Source organism: Saccharothrix sp. ST-888, from assembly GCF_000955975.1.
GTDB lineage: Bacteria > Actinomycetota > Actinomycetes > Streptomycetales > Streptomycetaceae > Kitasatospora.
Genome location: NZ_JYJF01000049.1, coordinates 1 through 17,796, shown reverse-complemented (window position 1 = coordinate 17,796; position 17,796 = coordinate 1). Strand labels below are relative to the sequence as shown.

The following is a 17,796-nucleotide window of genomic DNA, read 5'->3' as shown; positions in this document are numbered from 1 at the left end:
CGGCCAACCGGGACGCGATGCTCGCCAAGCTGGCCGGGCTCGACACCGAGCACGCCAAGGCACTGGGCGGTGGCGGCCCCAAGTACGTGGAACGGCACCGCAGTCGGGGCAAACTGCTGCCGCGCGAGCGGATCGAGCTGCTGATCGACCCGGACTCGCCCTTCCTCGAACTCTCCCCGCTCGCCGCCTGGGGCAGCGACTACCCGGTCGGCGCGGCACTGGTCACCGGTATCGGGGTGATCGAGGGCACCGAGTGCGTGATCACCGCCAACGACCCGACCGTGCGCGGCGGTGCCAGCAACCCCTGGACGCTGCGCAAGGCCCTGCGCGCCAACGAGGTCGCGCTGCGGAACCGGCTGCCGCTGGTGAACCTGGTCGAGTCCGGCGGTGCCGATCTGCCCAGCCAGAAGGAGATCTTCATCCCCGGGGGTGCGCTCTTCCGCGACCTCACCAGGCTCTCCGCCGCCGGGATCCCCACCGTGGCCGTGGTGTTCGGCAACTCCACCGCCGGCGGCGCGTACGTGCCCGGCATGTCCGATCACACCGTGCTGGTCAAGGAGCGGGCGAAGGTCTTCCTCGGCGGTCCGCCGCTGGTGAAGATGGCGACCGGCGAGGAGGCCGACGACGAGTCGCTCGGCGGCGCCGAGATGCACGCCCGCACCTCCGGGCTGGCCGACCACTTCGCGCTGGACGAGCCGGACGCCCTGCGGATCGCCCGCCGGATCGTCCACCGCCTGCACTGGTGCAAGGCCGGACCCGGCCCCCAACTCGCCGCGCTGCCACCGAAGTACGACGAGGAGGAGCTGCTCGGCATCGTCCCCGGTGATCTCAAGGTGCCCTTCGACCCGCGCGAGGTGATCGCCCGGATCGTCGACGGCTCCGACTTCGACGAGTTCAAGCCGCTCTACGGCCAGAGCCTGGCCACCGGCTGGGCGACGCTGCACGGCTACCCGGTCGGCATCCTGGCCAACGCGCAGGGCGTACTGTTCAGCGCCGAGTCCCAGAAGGCCGCCCAGTTCATCCAGTTGGCCAACCAGCGGGACATCCCGCTGCTCTTCCTGCACAACACCACCGGTTACATGGTCGGCCAGGCGTACGAGCAGGGCGGCATCATCAAGCACGGCGCGATGATGATCAATGCCGTCTCCAACAGCAGGGTCCCGCACCTCTCGGTGCTGATGGGCGCCTCATACGGGGCCGGGCACTACGGCATGTGCGGGCGGGCGTACGACCCGCGCTTCCTGTTCGCCTGGCCGAGCGCCAAGTCGGCGGTGATGGGTCCGCAGCAGCTCGCCGGGGTGCTGTCGATCGTGGCCCGCCAGTCGGCCGCGGCCAAGGGGCAGCCGTACGACGAGGACGCCGACGCCGCGATCCGGGCCATGGTGGAGCAGCAGATCGAGGCCGAGTCGCTCCCGGTCTTCCTCTCCGGCCGGCTCTACGACGACGGCGTCATCGACCCGCGCGACACCCGCACCGTGCTCGGCATCTGCCTCTCCGCGATCCACAGCGCCCCGGTCGAGGGCGCGCGCGGGTACGGCGTCTTCCGGATGTAAGGGATTCACTCATGATCACATCCCTGCTGGTGGCCAACCGCGGCGAGATCGCCCGGCGGATCTTCCACACCTGCCGTGAACTCGGCATCGCCACCGTGGCCGTCCACTCCGACCCGGACGCGGACGCCCCGCACGTCCGCGAGGCCGACACCGCCGTACGGCTGCCGGGCGCCGCACCCGCCGACACCTATCTGCGCGCGGACCTGGTCATCCAGGCGGCGCTGGCCGCCGGGGCGGACGCGGTCCACCCCGGGTACGGCTTCCTCTCCGAGCACGCCGAGTTCGCGCGCGCCGTCCAGGCCGCCGGGCTGACCTGGATCGGGCCGCCGGCCGAGGCGATCGCCGCGATGGGGTCCAAGACCGAGGCCAAGCGGCTGATGGCGGCGGCCGGGGTCCCGGTGCTGACCGCGGCCGCCGAACCTACCGAGGCCGACCTGCCGTTGCTGGTCAAGGCGGCGGCCGGCGGCGGCGGGCGCGGCATGCGCATCGTCCACCGGCTCGCCGACCTGCCGGACGCGCTGGCCTCGGCCCGGGCCGAGGCGGCGAAGGCCTTCGGTTCGGACGAGGTCTTCTGCGAGCCGTACCTGCCGGCCGGGCGCCATGTCGAGGTCCAGCTGATGGCCGACCGGTACGGCACCGTCTGGGCGCTCGGCGACCGCGACTGCTCGCTGCAACGCCGCCATCAGAAGGTGATCGAGGAAGCCCCGGCTCCCGGCCTGACCGACCCGGTGCGCGCCGGACTCCACGCGGCCGCCACCGCCGCCGCCCGCGCCATCGGCTACACCGGAGCAGGGACGGCGGAGTTCCTGCTGGCACCCGACGGCCGGATCCACTTCCTGGAGATGAACACCCGCCTCCAGGTCGAGCACCCCGTCACCGAGTGCGTCACCGGGCTCGACCTGGTCGCGCTCCAACTGCGCATCGCCGAAGGCGAACCGCTCCCGGCCGAGCAGCCCGCGATCCGCGGCCACGCGATCGAGGCCCGCCTCTACGCCGAGGACCCCGAGCGCGACTGGCAGCCGCAGACCGGGACCCTGCACCTGCTCCAACTCCCCGATGTGCAGAGCGAGTTCAGCGCCGGACCGGGTGAGAGCGGACTGCGCCTGGACTCCGGTGTGGCGGGGCCCGCCGCCGTCGGCATCCACTACGACGCCATGCTCGCCAAGGTGATCGCCTGGGCCCCGACCAGGGCGGCCGCCGCCCGCCGGCTGGCCGACGCGCTGGGCCGGGCCCGGATCCACGGGCTGACCACCAACCGCGAGCTCCTGGTGGCCGCCCTGCGCCACCCCGCCTTCCAAGCAGGACGGCTGCACACCGGCTTCCTCGCCGAGCACGCCGCCGAACTCGGTCCCGGACCGCAGAAGCACACCCCGCTGGCCGCCCTGGCAGCCGCCCTGGCGGACGCCGCCGCCCGTTCCGGTGCCTTCCCGTCCGGCTGGCGCAACCTGCCCTCACAGTCCCAGCTCAAGCGCTACCGCGCCTCGGACGGCACCGAACACGAGGTCCGCTACCGCCGCACCCGTACCGGCCTGCAGGCCGAGGACCACCCCGAGACCGAGCTCCTGGCCGCCACCCCCGAACACGTCACCCTCCGCACCGACGGCCTGACCCGCACCTTCGAGATCGCGGTCCACGGCGACACCGTCCACCTCGACTCCCCGCTCGGCGCGGTCGTCCTCACCGCACTTCCCCGCCACCCCGAACCCGCCGTCCACACCGACCCGGGCGCCCTGCTCGCCCCCATGCCGGGCACCGTGGTCCGCATCGCCGTCGCCCCCGGCGAGCAGGTCACCGCAGGCCAACCCCTGCTCTGGCTGGAGGCGATGAAGATGGAACACCGCGTCTGCGCGCCGACCGACGGACTGCTCACCGAACTTCGCGTCAGCCCCGGCCAACAGGTCGAACTGGGCACCCTGCTCGCCGTCGTCCAGCCGGCGTAGCCGCCGGGGGCAGACCGCCGGGGGACCAGGAGCCGCACCAGAACCCCGGCCGACCCACCCCGGGGGCAGCCGGTCGAGCGCGCCCCGGGCCCGCCCATCCCACGGAGAGGACCACACCACCCATGTCCGTGTTCAGCGAATCCCCCGAACGCCAGGCCCTGCGCCGAGCCGTGTCCGACCTCGGCCGTCGCTACGGTGCCGCGTACTTCCAGGCCAAGGCCCGAGCCGGGCTGCCCACCCAGGAACTCTGGTCCGAGGCGGGCAAACTCGGCTATCTCGGCGTCAACCTCCCCACCGAGTACGGCGGCGGGGGCGCGGGCATCAGCGAACTGGCCATCGTGCTGGAGGAACTGGGCGCCGCCGGCAGCCCGTTGCTGATGCTGGTGGTCTCGCCGGCCATCTGCGGCACCGTGATCGCCCGTTTCGGCACCGCGCAGCAGAAGCAGCAGTGGCTCCCCGGCCTGGCCGACGGCACCCTGCGGATGGCCTTCGGCATCACCGAACCCGACGCCGGTTCCAACTCCCACCGGATCGGCACCGTCGCCCGCCGGGACGGCTCCGACTGGCTGCTCTCCGGCCGCAAGGTCTTCATATCCGGTATCGACCACTCCGACGCCGTGCTGTTCGTCGGCCGCACCGAGGACGCGGCCACCGGCAGGCTCAGGCCCGCCCTGTTCATCGTCCCCCGCGAGACTCCGGGCTTCGAGTACCGGCCCATCCCGATGGAACTCGTCACGGCGGAGAAGCAGTTCCAGGTCTTCCTGGACGACGTCCGGCTGCCCGCCGAGGCCCTCGTCGGCGACGAGAACGCCGGGCTGATGCAGCTCTTCGCCGGGCTCAACCCCGAGCGCATCATGACCGCCGCCTTCACCCTCGGCATCGCCCGCCAGGCGCTCGGCTCCGCCGTGGAGTACGCCAGGACGCGGACCGTCTGGGACACGCCCATCGGCGCCCACCAGGGCATCTCCCACCCGCTCGCCCAGTGCACCATCGAGGTCGAACTGGCCCGGCTGATGATGCAGAAGGCCGCCCACCTCTACGACTCCGGCGACGACGTCGCGGCGGGCGAGGCCGCCAACATGGCCAAGTACGCGGCGGGCGAGGCCGCCTGCCGGGCGGTCGACCAGGCCGTGCAGACGCTCGGCGGCAACGGACTCACCCAGGAGTACGGCCTGGCCGCCCTGATCGCGGCCACCCGGGTCGCCCGGGTGGCACCGGTCAGCCGGGAGATGGTGCTCAACTACGTGGCCCAGCACACCCTCGGCCTGCCCAGGTCGTACTGAGCAGCGCGCCAGGACGTACCGGCCGGGGAGGCGCTCTGGTCGCAGAGGGCGACTCCGGTCACCCTGGGAGTGCTCGTTCCCGCCCTGCCGAACCGGAGGCATGCATGGTGTTCCGCAGCGACTGTCCCGACATCGAACCCCTCGACCTGCCGATCCACGACGCGGTGCTGGCCACGGCCGAGCGGCACCCCGACGTCCCCGCGCTGATCGACGGCATCACCGGACAGTCGGTCAGCTACGCCCGACTGGCCGCCGACAGCAGGCGGATCGCGGCCGGACTGGCCGAGGCGGGAGTCCGCAAGGGCGACGTGGTCGCGCTGTACAGCCCGAACTCCATCGCCTTCCCGCTCGCCTTCTACGGCCTCACCCGGGCCGGGGCGACCGTCACCACGGTCAGCTCCCTGGTCACCGCCAAGGAGCTGACCGGGCAGCTGCGCGACAGCCGGGCGCGCTGGATCGTCACCGTCGCGGCCTTTCTGCCGACCGCCGTCGAAGCGGCCGAAACCCTTGCCGCGGAAGGGAGTACGATCCGGGAGATCTTCACCTGCGACCCGGCCGAAGGCCACCGCTCACTGGCCGACCTGCTCGCCTCCACCGCCCCCGAACCGCAGCCGCGGATCGACCCGGGCACCGACATCGCCGTACTGCCCTACTCGAGCGGCACCACCGGCCTGCCCAAGGGTGTGATGCTCAGCCACCGCAGCATCGCCAGCAACCTGTTCCAGGCCGAGTCGCTGCACCGCACGGCGGTGGGCGAGCGGATCCTCGCGATCCTGCCGTTCTTCCACATCTACGGGCTCACCGCCCTGCTCAACCACCCGCTGCGCAGCGGCTCCACCGTCGTGGTGCTGCCGCGCTTCGACCTCGAACAGTTCCTCCGCACGATCCAGGACCAGCGCATCGAGGGCGTGTTCGCCGCGCCGCCGGTCATCCTGGCGCTCGCCAAACACCCGCTGGTGGACCAGTACGACCTCTCCTCGGTCCGCTACATCCTCAGCGCCGCCGCCCCGTTGGATGCCGAGCTCTCCGCCGCCTGCGCCCGCCGGCTCGGTCTGCCACGCGTCCACCAGGGGTACGGGATGACCGAACTCTCGCCCGTCGCCGCCGTGATGACGATCGGCGATCCGAACCCGCCGTCCGGCACGGTCGGCCGACTCGTCGCCTCCACCGAACTGCGGGTGGCCGCCCTGGACGGCTCCGGCAGGGACCTCGGCGTCGGCGAGCAGGGTGAACTGCTCTTCCGCGGGCCCCAGGTGATGCAGGGCTACTTCGCCCGGCCGTCCGAGACCGACGCGATGATCGACGAGGACGGTTGGCTGCACACCGGCGACATCGGCTACCTGGACGAACGCGGCTACCTGTTCGTGGTGGACCGGGTGAAGGAACTGATCAAGTACAAGGGCTACCAGGTCGCCCCCGCCGAGCTGGAGGCACTGCTGCTGGCGCACCCGCAGATCGCCGACGCCGCGGTCATCGGCGTCACCGGCGAGGACGGCACCGAACGGCCCACGGCCTACGTGGTCCGGGTACCGGGCAGCGCGCTCACCGGGCAGCAGGTCATCGACCACGTGGCGGGGCAGGTGGCGCCGTACAAGAAGGTGCGGGCGGTGGAGTTCCTGGACGCGATACCCAAGTCGGCGGCGGGCAAGATCCTCCGCCGTGAACTGCGCGACCGCGTACGGTAGACCGGGGCCGGCCGATCCTGCGGGGCGCGGGGAACCGCGCGAGTCGGAGGAGACCGACGTTCAGCAGGGGTCTCTGCACAGCTGGCAGCTCGGATCCTGCCGTTTCGCGCAGTTCCCCGCGCCCCTGACGTTCATGCCCCTGAATGCCGCGCCCCTGATGTTCACGCCCCTGCAAGGTCGGCCGGGCGGACGGTCTGAGAGGATCGGCCGCAATCGACGGACCGTCACCCGAAAGCAGCCATGAGCCTCCACGCAGCCGCCTCCCGCGCCCCGCAGCAGACCCGCAGCCGTGCCACCCGCCGCAGGCTGCTGGAGGCGGCGGTGGAGTGTCTGGCCGAGCTCGGGTGGAACGGGTCCACGGTCGCGGTGGTGGCCGAGCGGGCGGGGGTGACCAGGGGAGCGGCCCAGCACCACTTCCCGACCAGGGAGGACCTGTTCACCGCCGCCGTCGAACACGTCACCACCGAGCGGCTGGCCGCCGTCCGGGCCCACGCCGGCGAGCTGCCGCCCGCCGGACCGGCCAGGACCCAGGCAGTGGTGGAGCTGATCGTCCGTCTCTACACCGGCCCGCTGTTCCGGGCCGCCCTCCACCTCTGGGTGGCCGCGGCCACCGAGGAACCGCTGCGCGAACGGATCGTCGCACTGGAGAACCACGTCGGACGGGAGTCGCACCGCGCGGCGGTCGAGTTCCTCGGCGCGGACGAGACCGCCCCGGGCGTCCGGGAGACGGTCCAGGCCACCCTCGACATGGCCCGCGGCCTGGGCCTGGCCAACCTGCTCACCGACGACGGCCCCCGCCGCACCGGCGTCATCCGCCAGTGGGCCCGCACCCTGGACGCCGTCCTCCCCGCCCCGGCCGACGCCGAGTCCGACGCCGGCCGGCAGGCCCGCGACTGACCCCGTACGGAGCCGTACCGGTCGGCTCGCACGAGGTCGATCCGGGTCCGCCCTGGCCGGGCGAGGAGTCGCCGGGCCGTCCGGTGCCGTGCAGTCTGGTGTGAGCCGGATTGCCCCGGCCCCGACCGGGAAGGTACCTGGCAGGTGGGCTCCTGATCATGTACGGATTCGAGTGGACCGGTCCCGACGCTGCCGGCCAGGACGCGGAGTCCGGGACGGTCGACGCCGCCTCGGCACGTCTGCGGGGCCACCGGCTGGTACCGATCGCCACCGCCCTGGTGGAGAGCGACGGCCGCATCCTGCACTGGAGCGATGACGCCGAGCGGCTGACCGGCTACACCGCCGCCGAAGCCGTCGGCTCGTACGCCGCCAAGCTGCTGGTCCCGAAGGCCGAGCGGTCCGAGATCCTCGCCGTGTTCGACCGGATCATGTCCGGGAGCGGCTGGGCCGGCGTCATCCCGGTCCGTCACCGTGACGGCCACCAGGTCGAGCTGGAGTTCCGCACCTACCCCATCACGGGGCCGGACGGCCGCCGGATGCTGCTGGCCACCGCCTCCGACATGGCGGCGCTGCGCCGGGTCGAGGCGGACCTCGCCGTCCTGGACGGCTGCTTCACCCAGTCCCCGATCGGCATGGCCGTCTACGACACCGACCTGCGCTTCGTCCGGCTCAACAGCGCCCTCGCCCGGATCAACGGCGTGTCGGTCGAGGATCACGTCGGCCGCCGGCTCAGCAGTGTCCTGCCGGGGCTGAACGGCGCAGAGATCGAGGCCGTGATGAGGCAGGTGCTCGCCACCGGGCGTCCCGTCGTGGACGCCCGTTCGCACGGCCGCACCCCCGGCGATCCACGGCACGACCGGGCCTGGTCCGCCTCCTACTTCCGGCTGGAGGACTCCACCGGCAAGATCCTCGGCCTCAGCTCCTCCCTGATCGACGTCACCGAGCGGTTCCAGGCCGAGGCCCGCGCCGCCCGGGCGCAGGAACGCCTGACCCTGCTCGCGGAGGCCACCGCCCGGATCGGTACCACCCTCGACCTCCAGCGCACCGCCGAGGAGCTCATCGAGGCCGTCGTCCCGCGCTTCGCCGACTTCGCCACCGTCGACCTGCTGGAACCCGTCCTGCGCGGCGAGGAGCCGGCCGCGCTGGCCCCCGACCGCAGCATCACGCTGCGCGCGGTCGCGGTCGGCGAGGCGTACGAGTCGGGCCTGGTGAACGCCTCCGACGCGGTGGGGGAGACCTCCGAGTACGACGCCAAGCGGCCCTACACCGAATGCCTGCGCAGTGGCCGCCCGCTGCTGCGGACCCACGTCGACGAGCAGACCCTGGCCGCCCTGGTCGCCTACCCGGACCGGGTCGCGCCGGGGCTGGAGGCGGGCATCCACTCGTACCTGATGGTGCCGATCATGGCCCGGGGCATGGTGCTCGGGGGTTCGGAGTTCGTCCGCACGCGGAACCCGGAGCCGTTCACCGCCGCCGATGTGGCGCTGGCCGAGGAACTGGTCGCCCGGGCGGCCATCGCCCTGGACAACGCCCGCCTCTACCGGCGCGAACGGGAGACCGCGCTCACCCTGCAGCGCAGCCTGCTGCCGCAGGAGATCCACCGCACCCTCGGGCTGGAGATCGCCTACCGCTATCTGCCGAGCAGCCTGGTCAGCGAGGTCGGCGGGGACTGGTTCGACGTGGTGCCGCTCTCCTGCGGACGGGTGGCGCTGGTGGTCGGCGACGTGATGGGCCACGGCATCAGGGCGGCCGCGACGATGGGCCAGCTGCGCACCGTCGCCCGCACCCTGGCCACCCTCGACATGCCGCCCGAACAGGTGCTGACCAGGCTGGACGAGACCGCGACGGGCATCGGCGAGGGCCAGTTCGCGACCTGTATCTGCGTGGTGTACGACCCGGTCGAGCGCACCTGCTCGGTCGCCTCGGCCGGTCACCTCCCACCGGTCTGGGTCTCGCCGGACGGGGCCGCCCGGACGGTGGTGCTCCCGCCCGGGGTCCCGCTCGGGGTCGGCGGAGTGGCGTTCGAGAGCAGCGAGTTCACCCTGCCCGAGGGCGGGCTGGTCGCGCTCTACACCGACGGCCTGGTGGAACGCCGGGACCGGGACATCGACCACGGCATCGACCTGCTGTCGCAGACACTCGCCGGGCGCGGCCGCACGCTGGAGGCGAGCTGCGACGCGGTGCTCACCACGCTGGTCGCCGAGGGAACCGACGACGACATCGCCATGATCATGGCGCGCGCGCTGCCCGTCCCCGCCGACCGGATCGCCAGCCTGCCGCTGGACGGCGACGGTCCGCTGCCCGGCCGGGCGCGCCGCTTCACCCGGGCCACCCTGGACGCCTGGGGGCTGTCCGCGCTCACCGACTTCGCCGAGCTGATGGTCAGTGAGCTGGTCACCAACGCCCTGCTACACGCCGAGGCGCCCCGGCGGCTGCGGCTGTTCCGCGACCGCACCCTCACCGTCGAGGTCGCCGACTCGGGCGGCTCGCCGCCGAGGGTCCGCACCTCGGCGGAGGAGGACGAGGGCGGCCGGGGCATGCACCTGGTCAGTGAACTCGCCCACCGCTGGGGCACCCGCCCGACCAAGGGCGGCAAAGTGGTCTGGGCCGAACTGGAACTCCCGCTGAACCACTGATCCGGTCGCGCGGCGGACCCCGGGAGTGCAGCGCTCCCGAGCCTTGCTGAAGCCCGGGTCAGGCCGCGAGCTTCGAGTGCCGCGCCGGTCCGGCCTCCGCGCGTTCCTCGTCGCGGTCCTCGCCGTGGTGCTCGCCGTGGTGCTCGCCGTGGTGCTCGCCGTGGGCTGCGGGTGCGCCGCCCGCCCGGTTGCGCAGCAGGTACCACGCGGCACCGGCCGACACCAGCAGCAGACCGGCCGCGAGCACGGCCGCGACGTTCATGCCGTGCACGAAGGCGTGCTCGGCCTGCGCGAGCATCGGCCTGCCGAGCTCGCCCGGGAGCGTCGCGGCAGCCTCGACGGCACCGCCGACCGACTCCCCGGCCCGCTTGGCCGCCGCAGCCGGAGTCCCGGCGGGGAAGGTCAGCGAGCCCACGTAGATCGCGGTCACCACCGAGCCGATCAGTGCGATGCCGAGCGCCGTGCCGAGCTCGTAGGCCGTCTCGGAGACGGCCGAGGCGGCACCCGCCTTGTCGGCGGGCGCGGCGCCGAGCACCAGGTCGGCGGCCAGCGTGTAGACCACGCCCTCGGCGGTGCCGACGGCCAGGAAGGAGATTCCGAGCAGCAGGTAGGCGCTGTCCTGGTGCACCCAGCCGAGCAGGGCGATGCCCGCACCCATCACCAGCAGACCGCCGGCCAGGGTGGCGCGGGCGCCGGTCCGGCGGGCCAGCCAGGCGGTCAGCAGGCCGCCGATCACCGCGCCGGCGAAGGCGGGCAGCTCGGCGATCCCGGCGGCGAGCGGCGAGTAGCCGCGCACCAGCTGGAGGTACTGCGACATGAAGAAGATCACGCCGGAGAGCCCGATCAGCGCCGTCAGCGAACCGAGCACGGCCGCCGTGAAGCGCGGGTCGCGGAACAGCCGGACGTCCAGCAGCGGGGACGCCAGCCGCAGCTGCCGCCGGACGAAGGCCGTCAGCGCGAGGGCGCCGACCACCAGGGCGGCCGGAACGTACCAGTGGGTGAGGCCGTCGGCGGCCAGCTCCTTGATCGCGTACACCACGCCGATCACACCGGTCATCGAGAGCAGCACGCTCACCAGGTCCCAGCTGCCGGGTCTGGGGTCCTTGGACTCGGGCAGCAGCCAGGCGCCGAGGACCAGCAGCAGGAGCAGCACGGGCAGGTTGAGCAGGAAGACCGAGCCCCACCAGAAGTGCTCCAGCAGCATGCCGCCGACCAGCGGGCCGAGCGCGGCGCCCGCCGTGGCACCGGCGCCCCAGATGCCGATGGCGGTGGCCCGCTCACGGGCGTCCGGGAACAGGCTGCGGATCAGCGAGAGGGTGGACGGCATGATCGTCGCGCCGGCCACGCCGAGCAGGGCGCGGGCCAGGATCAGCCAGCCGGGGCTGGGCGAGTAGGCCGCGAGCAGCGAGGCGAGGCCGAAGGCGGAGGAGCCGAGCAGCAGCAGCTTCTTGCGGCCGATCCGGTCGCTGAGGGCGCCCATGCTGACCAGCAGGCCGGCGAGTACGAAGGAGTAGCTGTCGCCGATCCAGAGCAGCTGGGTGCCGCTGGGGCTGAGGGTCTCGCTGATGGAGGGTATGGCGAGGGACAGCACGGTGGCGTCGACGGCGACCAGGGTGACCGACAGGACCAGGACGGCCAGGCCGGCCCAGCGCTGCCGGGTGCCGGCGGTACCGGTCGCTCCGGTGGTGAGGTTGGTGCTCATGATGGGTCGGGTCTCCTGAGTGCGCCGCCGAGGAAGAGTTCGGCGAGCGAGTAGGCACTGTCACGCGGGGCGAGTCGGCCGTCCTGGACGGCCCAGCCGACGCCGGCGACGAGATCGAAGAACGCCTCGCTGAGCCAGCCGGCCGAGAGCTCGATCCGGAAGACGCCCTCCTGCTGGCCGCGCAGGAAGAGCACGCGGACCCGGGAGTCCTGGATCTCCCAGAGCTCGTTGATCTCGGGGTCGTCGTACAGCTGGTTCTCGCCCGCGAGGAAGGCGCACAGCGCGGCGTCGGGGACGATGGCGTCCACCAGACGGCGCAGTGCCGACTGCGCGTCGCCGGTCTCGATCGCCGCACTGTCGAGGGCCGTCGCGAACTTGCGCAGGCCCAGAGCGCCGACCTCGCGGATCAGGGCGTCGCGGCCCGGGAAGATCCGGTGCAGGGTGGCCCGGCTGATGCCGGCGGCGCGCGCGATCTCGTCGAGGTGGGCGGTCGGCCGCCGGGAGAGCACGCCGACGGCTGCCTCGAGGACGGAGTCGCGATCAGTAGCCATGTTTCGAGTGTAGGTCAGATGAGACATCAATGTCTCATTCTTTTGTTACAGCTCTCATCCGAGACACCTGGTAAGGCTCTGACCAGCAAAAAGACCGGGGACGACATGGTGTCGTCCCCGGTCTGTGACGGGGTGTGCCGCAGATCCGTCCGTGACGGATCGGGTGCTGCCTCTCGGCTCAGCTCTGGTTGAAGAACCCGGTCTCGTCGAGCGGCCGGTCGATCACCATCACCTCGACGTCGGCGGGGGTGAGCAGGAAGACCCGGCGGGCGATCCGCTCGATCCCGCCCCGGGTGCCGAACACCAGGCCGGAGGCGAAGTCGACCATGCGCTTGGCCTCGGCCTCGTTCATCTCGGTGACGTCCATGACCACCGGGATGCCCTCGCGGATGTGTTCGCCGACCGTACGGGCGGACTCGAAGCCGGTGGGCTTCAGCGAGACGATCTTCGCCGGGGCCGGGACGGCCGGGGCCACGGGCGCCACCGCCTGCGTCGCCCACGGATCGTCGTACACCGCCGCGGCGTAGTTGCCGGAAGGCATCAACCACCCGTTGTGGTGCTCGTCGCGAAGTGCTCCCATGCCGCGCCTCCTTGCCTCGTCCCGTACCGTTCCCCCGGGTGTTCGTGTCCTCTTGACACGTCATCCACTCGACGGAACTGTCCGAGTATCGCACTGATCACCGCTCCGGTGCCCGCCCGCGACCGCCGTACGGTACGTGGCGAGCAGCCCGGTTCGGTATCTGCTGCGACGTCACAGTTCGGTTAACGGTTGCGCGCGTAGACCATATCGGTGTCTGTCGGTGGCGAATTGACTCCCTGTCAACAATCGTGTAACAGCTTCACTCGCCGGTGGTGCCGTCGATCAATTCCCGGATCAGATCGGCGTGTCCGTTGTGCCGGGCGTACTCCTCGATCATATGGACCAGGATCCATCGCAGCGTCACCTGCTCACCGTCGCGGAGCTTCTTGCCGGGCGTCTCCAGCGGGACGCCGACGGCGGCCGTGCGGGCCAGCTCGATCTGGGTCCGCCAGGTGGCGAACGCCTCCTCGGCGTCGGCGGTGTCCACCTGGTTGAAGTCGCCGTCCCGGTCCTCCTCGCAGTACAGGCTCTGCACCTCGCTGCCGGAGAGGACGTGCTGGAACCAGTAGCGCTCCACCTCGGCCAGGTGCCGCACCAGGCCGAGCAGGGAGAGCGAGGAGGGGGCGGCGGAGCGCAGCCGGAGCTGCTCGGCCGTCAGGCCCTCGCACTTGACGGCGAGCGTGGCCCGGTGGAAGTCCAGCCAGGCGGACAGCATGGCCGTCTCGTCGGCAGCCATCGGCGGCTCGACACGGACCGGGCGGGCGGAAGCGGAGGTGGAAGCGGAGTCAGTGCTCATGCCGGACATTCTGGCGAGTGGTACTGACAGACCGACAGCGAATTTGCCGCCGGCGGGCACCCGGTGCTCGCCGTGGGGCAACTCCCGTACCCCGTCCGAGGTTCGGCGAACAGGGTCTCCAGCCGGTGGCGGTGGCGTCAGGCGGGCCCGCGGCGGCGGGAGGCGCGCCAGAGCGAGAGCAGGCTGAGGGCGGTCATCAGGCCGATCGCGGCGGCGGAGAGCAGGAAGGCGGGGGAGCCGGGAGAACCCGCGCTGGCGCCTGCGAGGACGTAGGCGGCGGTACCGGGCAGGACTCCGAGGGCGGTGCCGCAGAGGAACGGCAGCGCCCGTACGCCGGAGAAGGCGGCGCCGTAGTTGGCCGCCTGGAACGGGATGCCCGGGACGAGGCGGAGCAGCAGCACGCTGCGGAAGCCCTGTTCGGTGAGCCGGCGGTCGAGTGCGGCCAGCGCCTTGGCCTTCAGCAGGGGGCGGAGGGCGTCGCGGCCGAGCAGCCGTCCCAGCGCGAAGGCGACGGCCGCGCCGAGGGTGGTGCCGGCCACCGCCAGTGGAAGCCCCCAGCCGATGCCGAGGAGCAGTCCGGCGGCGGTGTTCAGCGCGGGCTTGGGTACGAACACCAGCGTCCCGAGGGCGTAGACCAGGGCGAAGACCGGCAGCCGCCACAGCCCGGGTGCTCCCGTGGTCAGCAGCTGGGTCGGGTCCCAGAACAGCAGCGAGGCGGCCGCCGCCCCGAGGATCGCCAGCAGCAGGCCGAGCCGCAGCCACGGCGAGCGGTCCGGGTGCGCACAGGGCGGGACCGCCGCAGCCGTCGACGGTGGATCCGCCGGGCTCGGGCCGTCCGGGGCCGGGGCACACAGCGCGGCCGGCGCCGCAGCGGCCGGGGGCGGTTCGTGGAGCATCCGGTGAGCTTAGACCGACCGGCACATGGGGGGAGGGTCGAGGGCCGGGGGGACCCCCATCTTCACCCTCCCCCCCATGTGCCGGTCGGTCTTAGCCCTTGCGCCCCCGGTCGCGTCGGTGCCCGCCGCGCAGGACCAGCGCGGGCGCCTGGTCGTCGTACGCGCCGCAGGCGCTCACGGACCACGGGGACCACTGCTGGGGCACCGCGTAGTACGGCACCAGCAGTCGGCCGGCGCCGCGTCCGGCGGCCTTGGCGGGGAGCAGGGCGGGCAGGACGTCGGGTGTCTGGCCGGCCAGGATGGCCCGGCGGCAGTCGGCGCAGGCGGGCCTGCGGTCGGCCGCCGCCTGCCGGGCGCTGGTCCTGGGCCGCTGCCGCTCCTTCTTCGGGCCCTTGCCGACCGGGGGCGAGGCGCTCCCGTGCAGGGGGTTGTAGAAGCAGCGCAGCACCGGCGCGGTGGGCCGCAGCCCGGCGTGGACGGCGTGCGCCGCCGCGAGCCGCTCGACCGCGCGTTCGGCCAGGACCGTGGCGGCCGCCAGGTCCGGGAGGTCGGTCGCGTCGTCGAGGAGCCGGCCGGCGGCCTCGTACGCCTCCAGTGCCCACAGGTAGTCCCGGCGGGCGGACGCCTCCTCGGGTGCCAGCCGGAGTTCGGCGGCCTGGATGATCCCCCCGGCCGTGGTGACCCGCTCGCTCGCGTGGGCGGTCAACCGCTCGCGCAGCACCTCCCACTCGCGGAGCACCAACTCGTCCTGCTCCTTGGAGTGGTGACGGCGTGGGGCGGCGGACTCGGGTTCGCCGCGCAACAGTCCGACGAACCACCAGCGGCGGAACACCTGGGCCTCCTGCGTGTGAGTGGGACGCCCATTGTCCGCACCCGGGCCCCGGGAACGGAAGGCGGGTCATCGTCGGAGGACCGGACCGGCCTCGGTGCGCAGGCGCTTGAGCAGGTCGAGGTCGGCGGTGTGGCGGGCGCCCTCGACGCGGTCGGGGTCGTGCCGGCCGTCCGGGGTCTCGATGATCAGCGGGACGCCCTCGGTGGCCGGGTGGGCCAGCAGCGTGCGAAAGGCGTCCGCGCCGATGTGCCCGGCGCCGATGTTGGCGTGCCGGTCCTTGCGGGCGCCGACCACGTCCATCGAGTCGTTGGCGTGGATCAGCCGCAGCCGCCCGGGGCCGACGGCGGCGACCAGTGCGTCCAGCGTCCGCCCGACGCCGTCCGGGGCCGCGAGGTCGTGCCCGGCGGCGAAGGCGTGGCAGGTGTCCAGGCAGACGCCGACCTTCGGGTGGTGGTCGAGGGCGGCGGCGTACGCGGCCAGGTCCTCCATCCGCGAGCAGAGCGAACTGCCCTGCCCGGCGGTCGGTTCGAGCAGCAGCCAGGGGGCGTCCTCGCCGAGCACGTCGAGCTCGTCCAGCAACGGCCTGACGTCCTCGCGTACTTGGGCCATCGCCGCCGCGTACCGGGAACCGCCGTCCGCCGCCCGGCCCACCGCCGAACCGGTGTGCACCACCACACCGAGCGCGCCGATCCGGTGGGCGCGCAGCAGCGAGTGGCGCAGTGACTCGGCGGAGCGGGCCCTGGTGGCGCCGGAGTCCGAACCGAAGTTGATCAGGTACGGCGCGTGGACGTACGCGGGTATGCCCGCCGCCGCGCAGGCCGTGCGGAACTCCTCGTCCTGGGCCGGGTTGCCCTCCGGGGTGGCCCAGCCGCGCGGATTGGCAACGAAGACCTGGACCGCCTCCGCGCCGACCTTGCGCGCGTACGCGAGGCCGGTGCCCGCCAGCCCGCGCGCGGCCACCGGTACGTGGGCCCCGACCGGGTTGCGGAGGGCGGCGGACGGGGGGTGAGCTGCGGAATCCATGGGAGCGAGGATGCCATGCCCGGCGCTCGGGCCCGCACTGCGGGACCGCTCCCGCGCCTGCACCGGCCCGGTCCTCAGCCGGTGGAGCGCTCCAGGTCCGGGGCGGCCCTCTCGGGCAGGCCGCCGCGCGGTCGCTGCCGGAGGGCACCCGCGCTCGCCACGAGTGCGGTCGTCAGCAGCGTCACCACCGTGAAGGAGACCGTCAGCGAGGTGGCCTGCGCGATGCCGCCGACGATCGCGGGCGCGACCAGGCCCGAGGTGTAGGTGACGGTGGCGACACCCGCGATGGCCTGGCTCGGGTTGGGGCCGCTGCGCCCGGCCGCCGCGAAGGCCAGCGGGACGACGACGGCGATGCCGACGCCGATCAGTGCGAAACCGGGGATGGCCAGGTAGGGGGTGTCCGCCGCGACCACCAGGAGGCCGCCGAGGGTGGCGACCGCGCCGCCGAGCCGAACCGCGCGGACCGGTCCGAAACGGCGGATCACCAGGTCCCCGGTCAGCCGGGCGACGGTCATGGTGGCGGCGAAGGCGGTGTAGCAGGCGGCGGCGGTACCGGCCGAGGAGCCGGTCACGTCCCGCAGGTAGACACCGCTCCAGTCCATGCTGGCGCCCTCGGCGAAGACGGCGCAGAACCCGACCAGGCCGATCACCAGGGCCGAGCGGGGCGGCAGCGCGAAGCGCGGCGGGGCCTCGGCCTCCGGCGCCGGGCGGACGTCGAGCAGACCGGTGCAGACCGGCTGTGCCAGCAGTGCCAGCACCACTGCGGTGACGGCGAGTTGGAGCCGTGCGTCGAGCTGCTGATGAGCGGCGAGCACGCCGAACCCGGAGGCGACCAGGCCGCCCGCGCTCCACATCCCGTGCAGACCGGACATGATCGAGCGGCCGAGGCGCTCCTCGACCTCGACGCCCTGGGCGTTCATCGCGACGTCCGCCATCCCCGCGGTGCCGCCGTAGACCAGCAGGGCGAGGCAGAGCGTGGCCAGGTTGGGCGAGAGCGCGGGCAGGGCCAGCGCGAGGCACCAGAGCGTCAGCAGGCCCTGGACGGCGGCGCGGGCGCCGAAGCGGTGCACGATCCGTCCGGCGAGCGGCATCGCGAACGAGGCGCCGAGCGCGGGGGAGACCAGGGCCAGGCCCAGCTGACCGGGGCTCAGGTGGAGGTGGTCCTGGAGCCACGGGATGCGGGTGACGAAACTGCCGGTCACCGCGCCGTGCACGGCGAAGACCAGGGCGACGCTCACCCTGGCCCGGCCGGCGTTCCCGGTGCCCCGTACGTGCTGCTGGTGCGGCATGGCCTCGTCCCCTCCCGGACAGTATGGCGCGGCCCGGCAGTGCGGGCACGGCCTCGGCGCTCGATAAATTATCAGGCAGGGAACCTGACAGAAACCTCTGGAAGGATGCGTTCTCATGACCACCGCGCGCACG

General features: G+C 72.9%; 14 protein-coding genes. 6 read left to right on the top strand and 8 right to left on the bottom strand.

The genetic code is table 11. From position 1 onward, the window contains the following. Positions 1-17 precede the first annotated feature (17 nt). From UK12_RS17240 to UK12_RS17215, 6 genes are all read left to right on the top strand, one after another. A complete protein-coding gene (locus UK12_RS17240) occupies positions 18-1,553 on the top strand; it encodes an acyl-CoA carboxylase subunit beta (protein ID WP_442973810.1) in 1,536 nt (511 codons plus the stop codon). An 11-nt stretch (positions 1,554-1,564) separates the two neighbouring features. Beyond that, positions 1,565-3,493 carry an ATP-binding protein gene (locus UK12_RS17235; protein ID WP_045303885.1) on the top strand — a complete coding sequence of 643 codons (1,929 nt, stop codon included), beginning with the start codon at positions 1,565-1,567 and terminating at the stop codon, positions 3,491-3,493. Between the two features lie 122 nt (positions 3,494-3,615). Further along, positions 3,616-4,776 (top strand): acyl-CoA dehydrogenase family protein, encoded by a 1,161-nt coding sequence (locus UK12_RS17230; protein ID WP_045303884.1) that lies wholly within the window; start codon positions 3,616-3,618, stop codon positions 4,774-4,776. A 104-nt stretch (positions 4,777-4,880) separates the two neighbouring features. After that, the gene (locus tag UK12_RS17225; protein WP_197084938.1) at positions 4,881-6,461 is read left to right on the top strand and encodes a 4-coumarate--CoA ligase family protein; all 1,581 of its coding nucleotides are present in this window, start codon (positions 4,881-4,883) and stop codon (positions 6,459-6,461) included. A 240-nt stretch (positions 6,462-6,701) separates the two neighbouring features. Further along, positions 6,702-7,358, top strand: coding sequence for a TetR/AcrR family transcriptional regulator (locus tag UK12_RS17220; RefSeq protein WP_045303883.1), 657 nt, complete (start codon positions 6,702-6,704; stop codon positions 7,356-7,358). Positions 7,359-7,516: 158 nt separating this feature from the next. After that, on the top strand, positions 7,517-9,994 hold the full coding sequence (locus UK12_RS17215; protein ID WP_082119698.1) for a SpoIIE family protein phosphatase: 2,478 nt from the start codon (positions 7,517-7,519) through the stop codon (positions 9,992-9,994). Between the two features lie 58 nt (positions 9,995-10,052). On the opposite strand, the gene UK12_RS17210 is transcribed toward UK12_RS17215, so the two are convergent. From UK12_RS17210 to UK12_RS17175, 8 genes are all read right to left on the bottom strand, one after another. Beyond that, the gene (locus tag UK12_RS17210) at positions 10,053-11,696 is read right to left on the bottom strand and encodes an MFS transporter (RefSeq protein WP_082119697.1); all 1,644 of its coding nucleotides are present in this window, start codon (positions 11,694-11,696) and stop codon (positions 10,053-10,055) included. Continuing rightward, positions 11,693-12,247 (bottom strand): TetR/AcrR family transcriptional regulator, encoded by a 555-nt coding sequence (locus UK12_RS17205; protein WP_045303882.1) that lies wholly within the window; start codon positions 12,245-12,247, stop codon positions 11,693-11,695. The genes UK12_RS17210 and UK12_RS17205 overlap by 4 nt, the downstream gene beginning before the upstream one ends. A 178-nt stretch (positions 12,248-12,425) precedes the next feature. Beyond that, entirely contained in the window at positions 12,426-12,827 is a 402-nt protein-coding gene (locus UK12_RS17200; RefSeq protein ID WP_052681946.1) for a cell division protein SepF, read from the bottom strand. Positions 12,828-13,086: 259 nt separating this feature from the next. Then, entirely contained in the window at positions 13,087-13,623 is a 537-nt protein-coding gene (locus tag UK12_RS17195) for a DinB family protein (protein ID WP_197084937.1), read from the bottom strand. Between the two features lie 137 nt (positions 13,624-13,760). Next, positions 13,761-14,519: a TVP38/TMEM64 family protein gene (locus tag UK12_RS17190; protein ID WP_082119696.1), complete on the bottom strand. Its 759-nt coding sequence runs from the start codon at positions 14,517-14,519 to the stop codon at positions 13,761-13,763. A gap of 91 nt (positions 14,520-14,610) precedes the next feature. After that, entirely contained in the window at positions 14,611-15,351 is a 741-nt protein-coding gene (locus tag UK12_RS17185; protein WP_045303880.1) for a hypothetical protein, read from the bottom strand. Positions 15,352-15,417: 66 nt separating this feature from the next. Then, complete coding sequence (locus UK12_RS17180; protein WP_045303879.1) at positions 15,418-16,374, bottom strand: deoxyribonuclease IV; 957 nt, start codon at positions 16,372-16,374, stop codon at positions 15,418-15,420. Positions 16,375-16,448: 74 nt separating this feature from the next. Next, entirely contained in the window at positions 16,449-17,663 is a 1,215-nt protein-coding gene (locus UK12_RS17175) for an MFS transporter (RefSeq protein WP_045303878.1), read from the bottom strand. Positions 17,664-17,796: the final 133 nt, after the last annotated feature.

Coding starts and splice junctions, on each gene's coding strand:
- UK12_RS17240 (WP_442973810.1), top strand. CDS start 18: ATGCTCGCCAAGCTGGCCGGGCTCGACACCGAGCACGCCAAGGCACTG.
- UK12_RS17235 (WP_045303885.1), top strand. CDS start 1,565: ATGATCACATCCCTGCTGGTGGCCAACCGCGGCGAGATCGCCCGGCGG.
- UK12_RS17230 (WP_045303884.1), top strand. CDS start 3,616: ATGTCCGTGTTCAGCGAATCCCCCGAACGCCAGGCCCTGCGCCGAGCC.
- UK12_RS17225 (WP_197084938.1), top strand. CDS start 4,881: ATGGTGTTCCGCAGCGACTGTCCCGACATCGAACCCCTCGACCTGCCG.
- UK12_RS17220 (WP_045303883.1), top strand. CDS start 6,702: ATGAGCCTCCACGCAGCCGCCTCCCGCGCCCCGCAGCAGACCCGCAGC.
- UK12_RS17215 (WP_082119698.1), top strand. CDS start 7,517: ATGTACGGATTCGAGTGGACCGGTCCCGACGCTGCCGGCCAGGACGCG.
- UK12_RS17210 (WP_082119697.1), bottom strand. CDS start 11,696: ATGAGCACCAACCTCACCACCGGAGCGACCGGTACCGCCGGCACCCGG.
- UK12_RS17205 (WP_045303882.1), bottom strand. CDS start 12,247: ATGGCTACTGATCGCGACTCCGTCCTCGAGGCAGCCGTCGGCGTGCTC.
- UK12_RS17200 (WP_052681946.1), bottom strand. CDS start 12,827: ATGGGAGCACTTCGCGACGAGCACCACAACGGGTGGTTGATGCCTTCC.
- UK12_RS17195 (WP_197084937.1), bottom strand. CDS start 13,623: ATGAGCACTGACTCCGCTTCCACCTCCGCTTCCGCCCGCCCGGTCCGT.
- UK12_RS17190 (WP_082119696.1), bottom strand. CDS start 14,519: ATGCTCCACGAACCGCCCCCGGCCGCTGCGGCGCCGGCCGCGCTGTGT.
- UK12_RS17180 (WP_045303879.1), bottom strand. CDS start 16,374: ATGGATTCCGCAGCTCACCCCCCGTCCGCCGCCCTCCGCAACCCGGTC.
- UK12_RS17175 (WP_045303878.1), bottom strand. CDS start 17,663: ATGCCGCACCAGCAGCACGTACGGGGCACCGGGAACGCCGGCCGGGCC.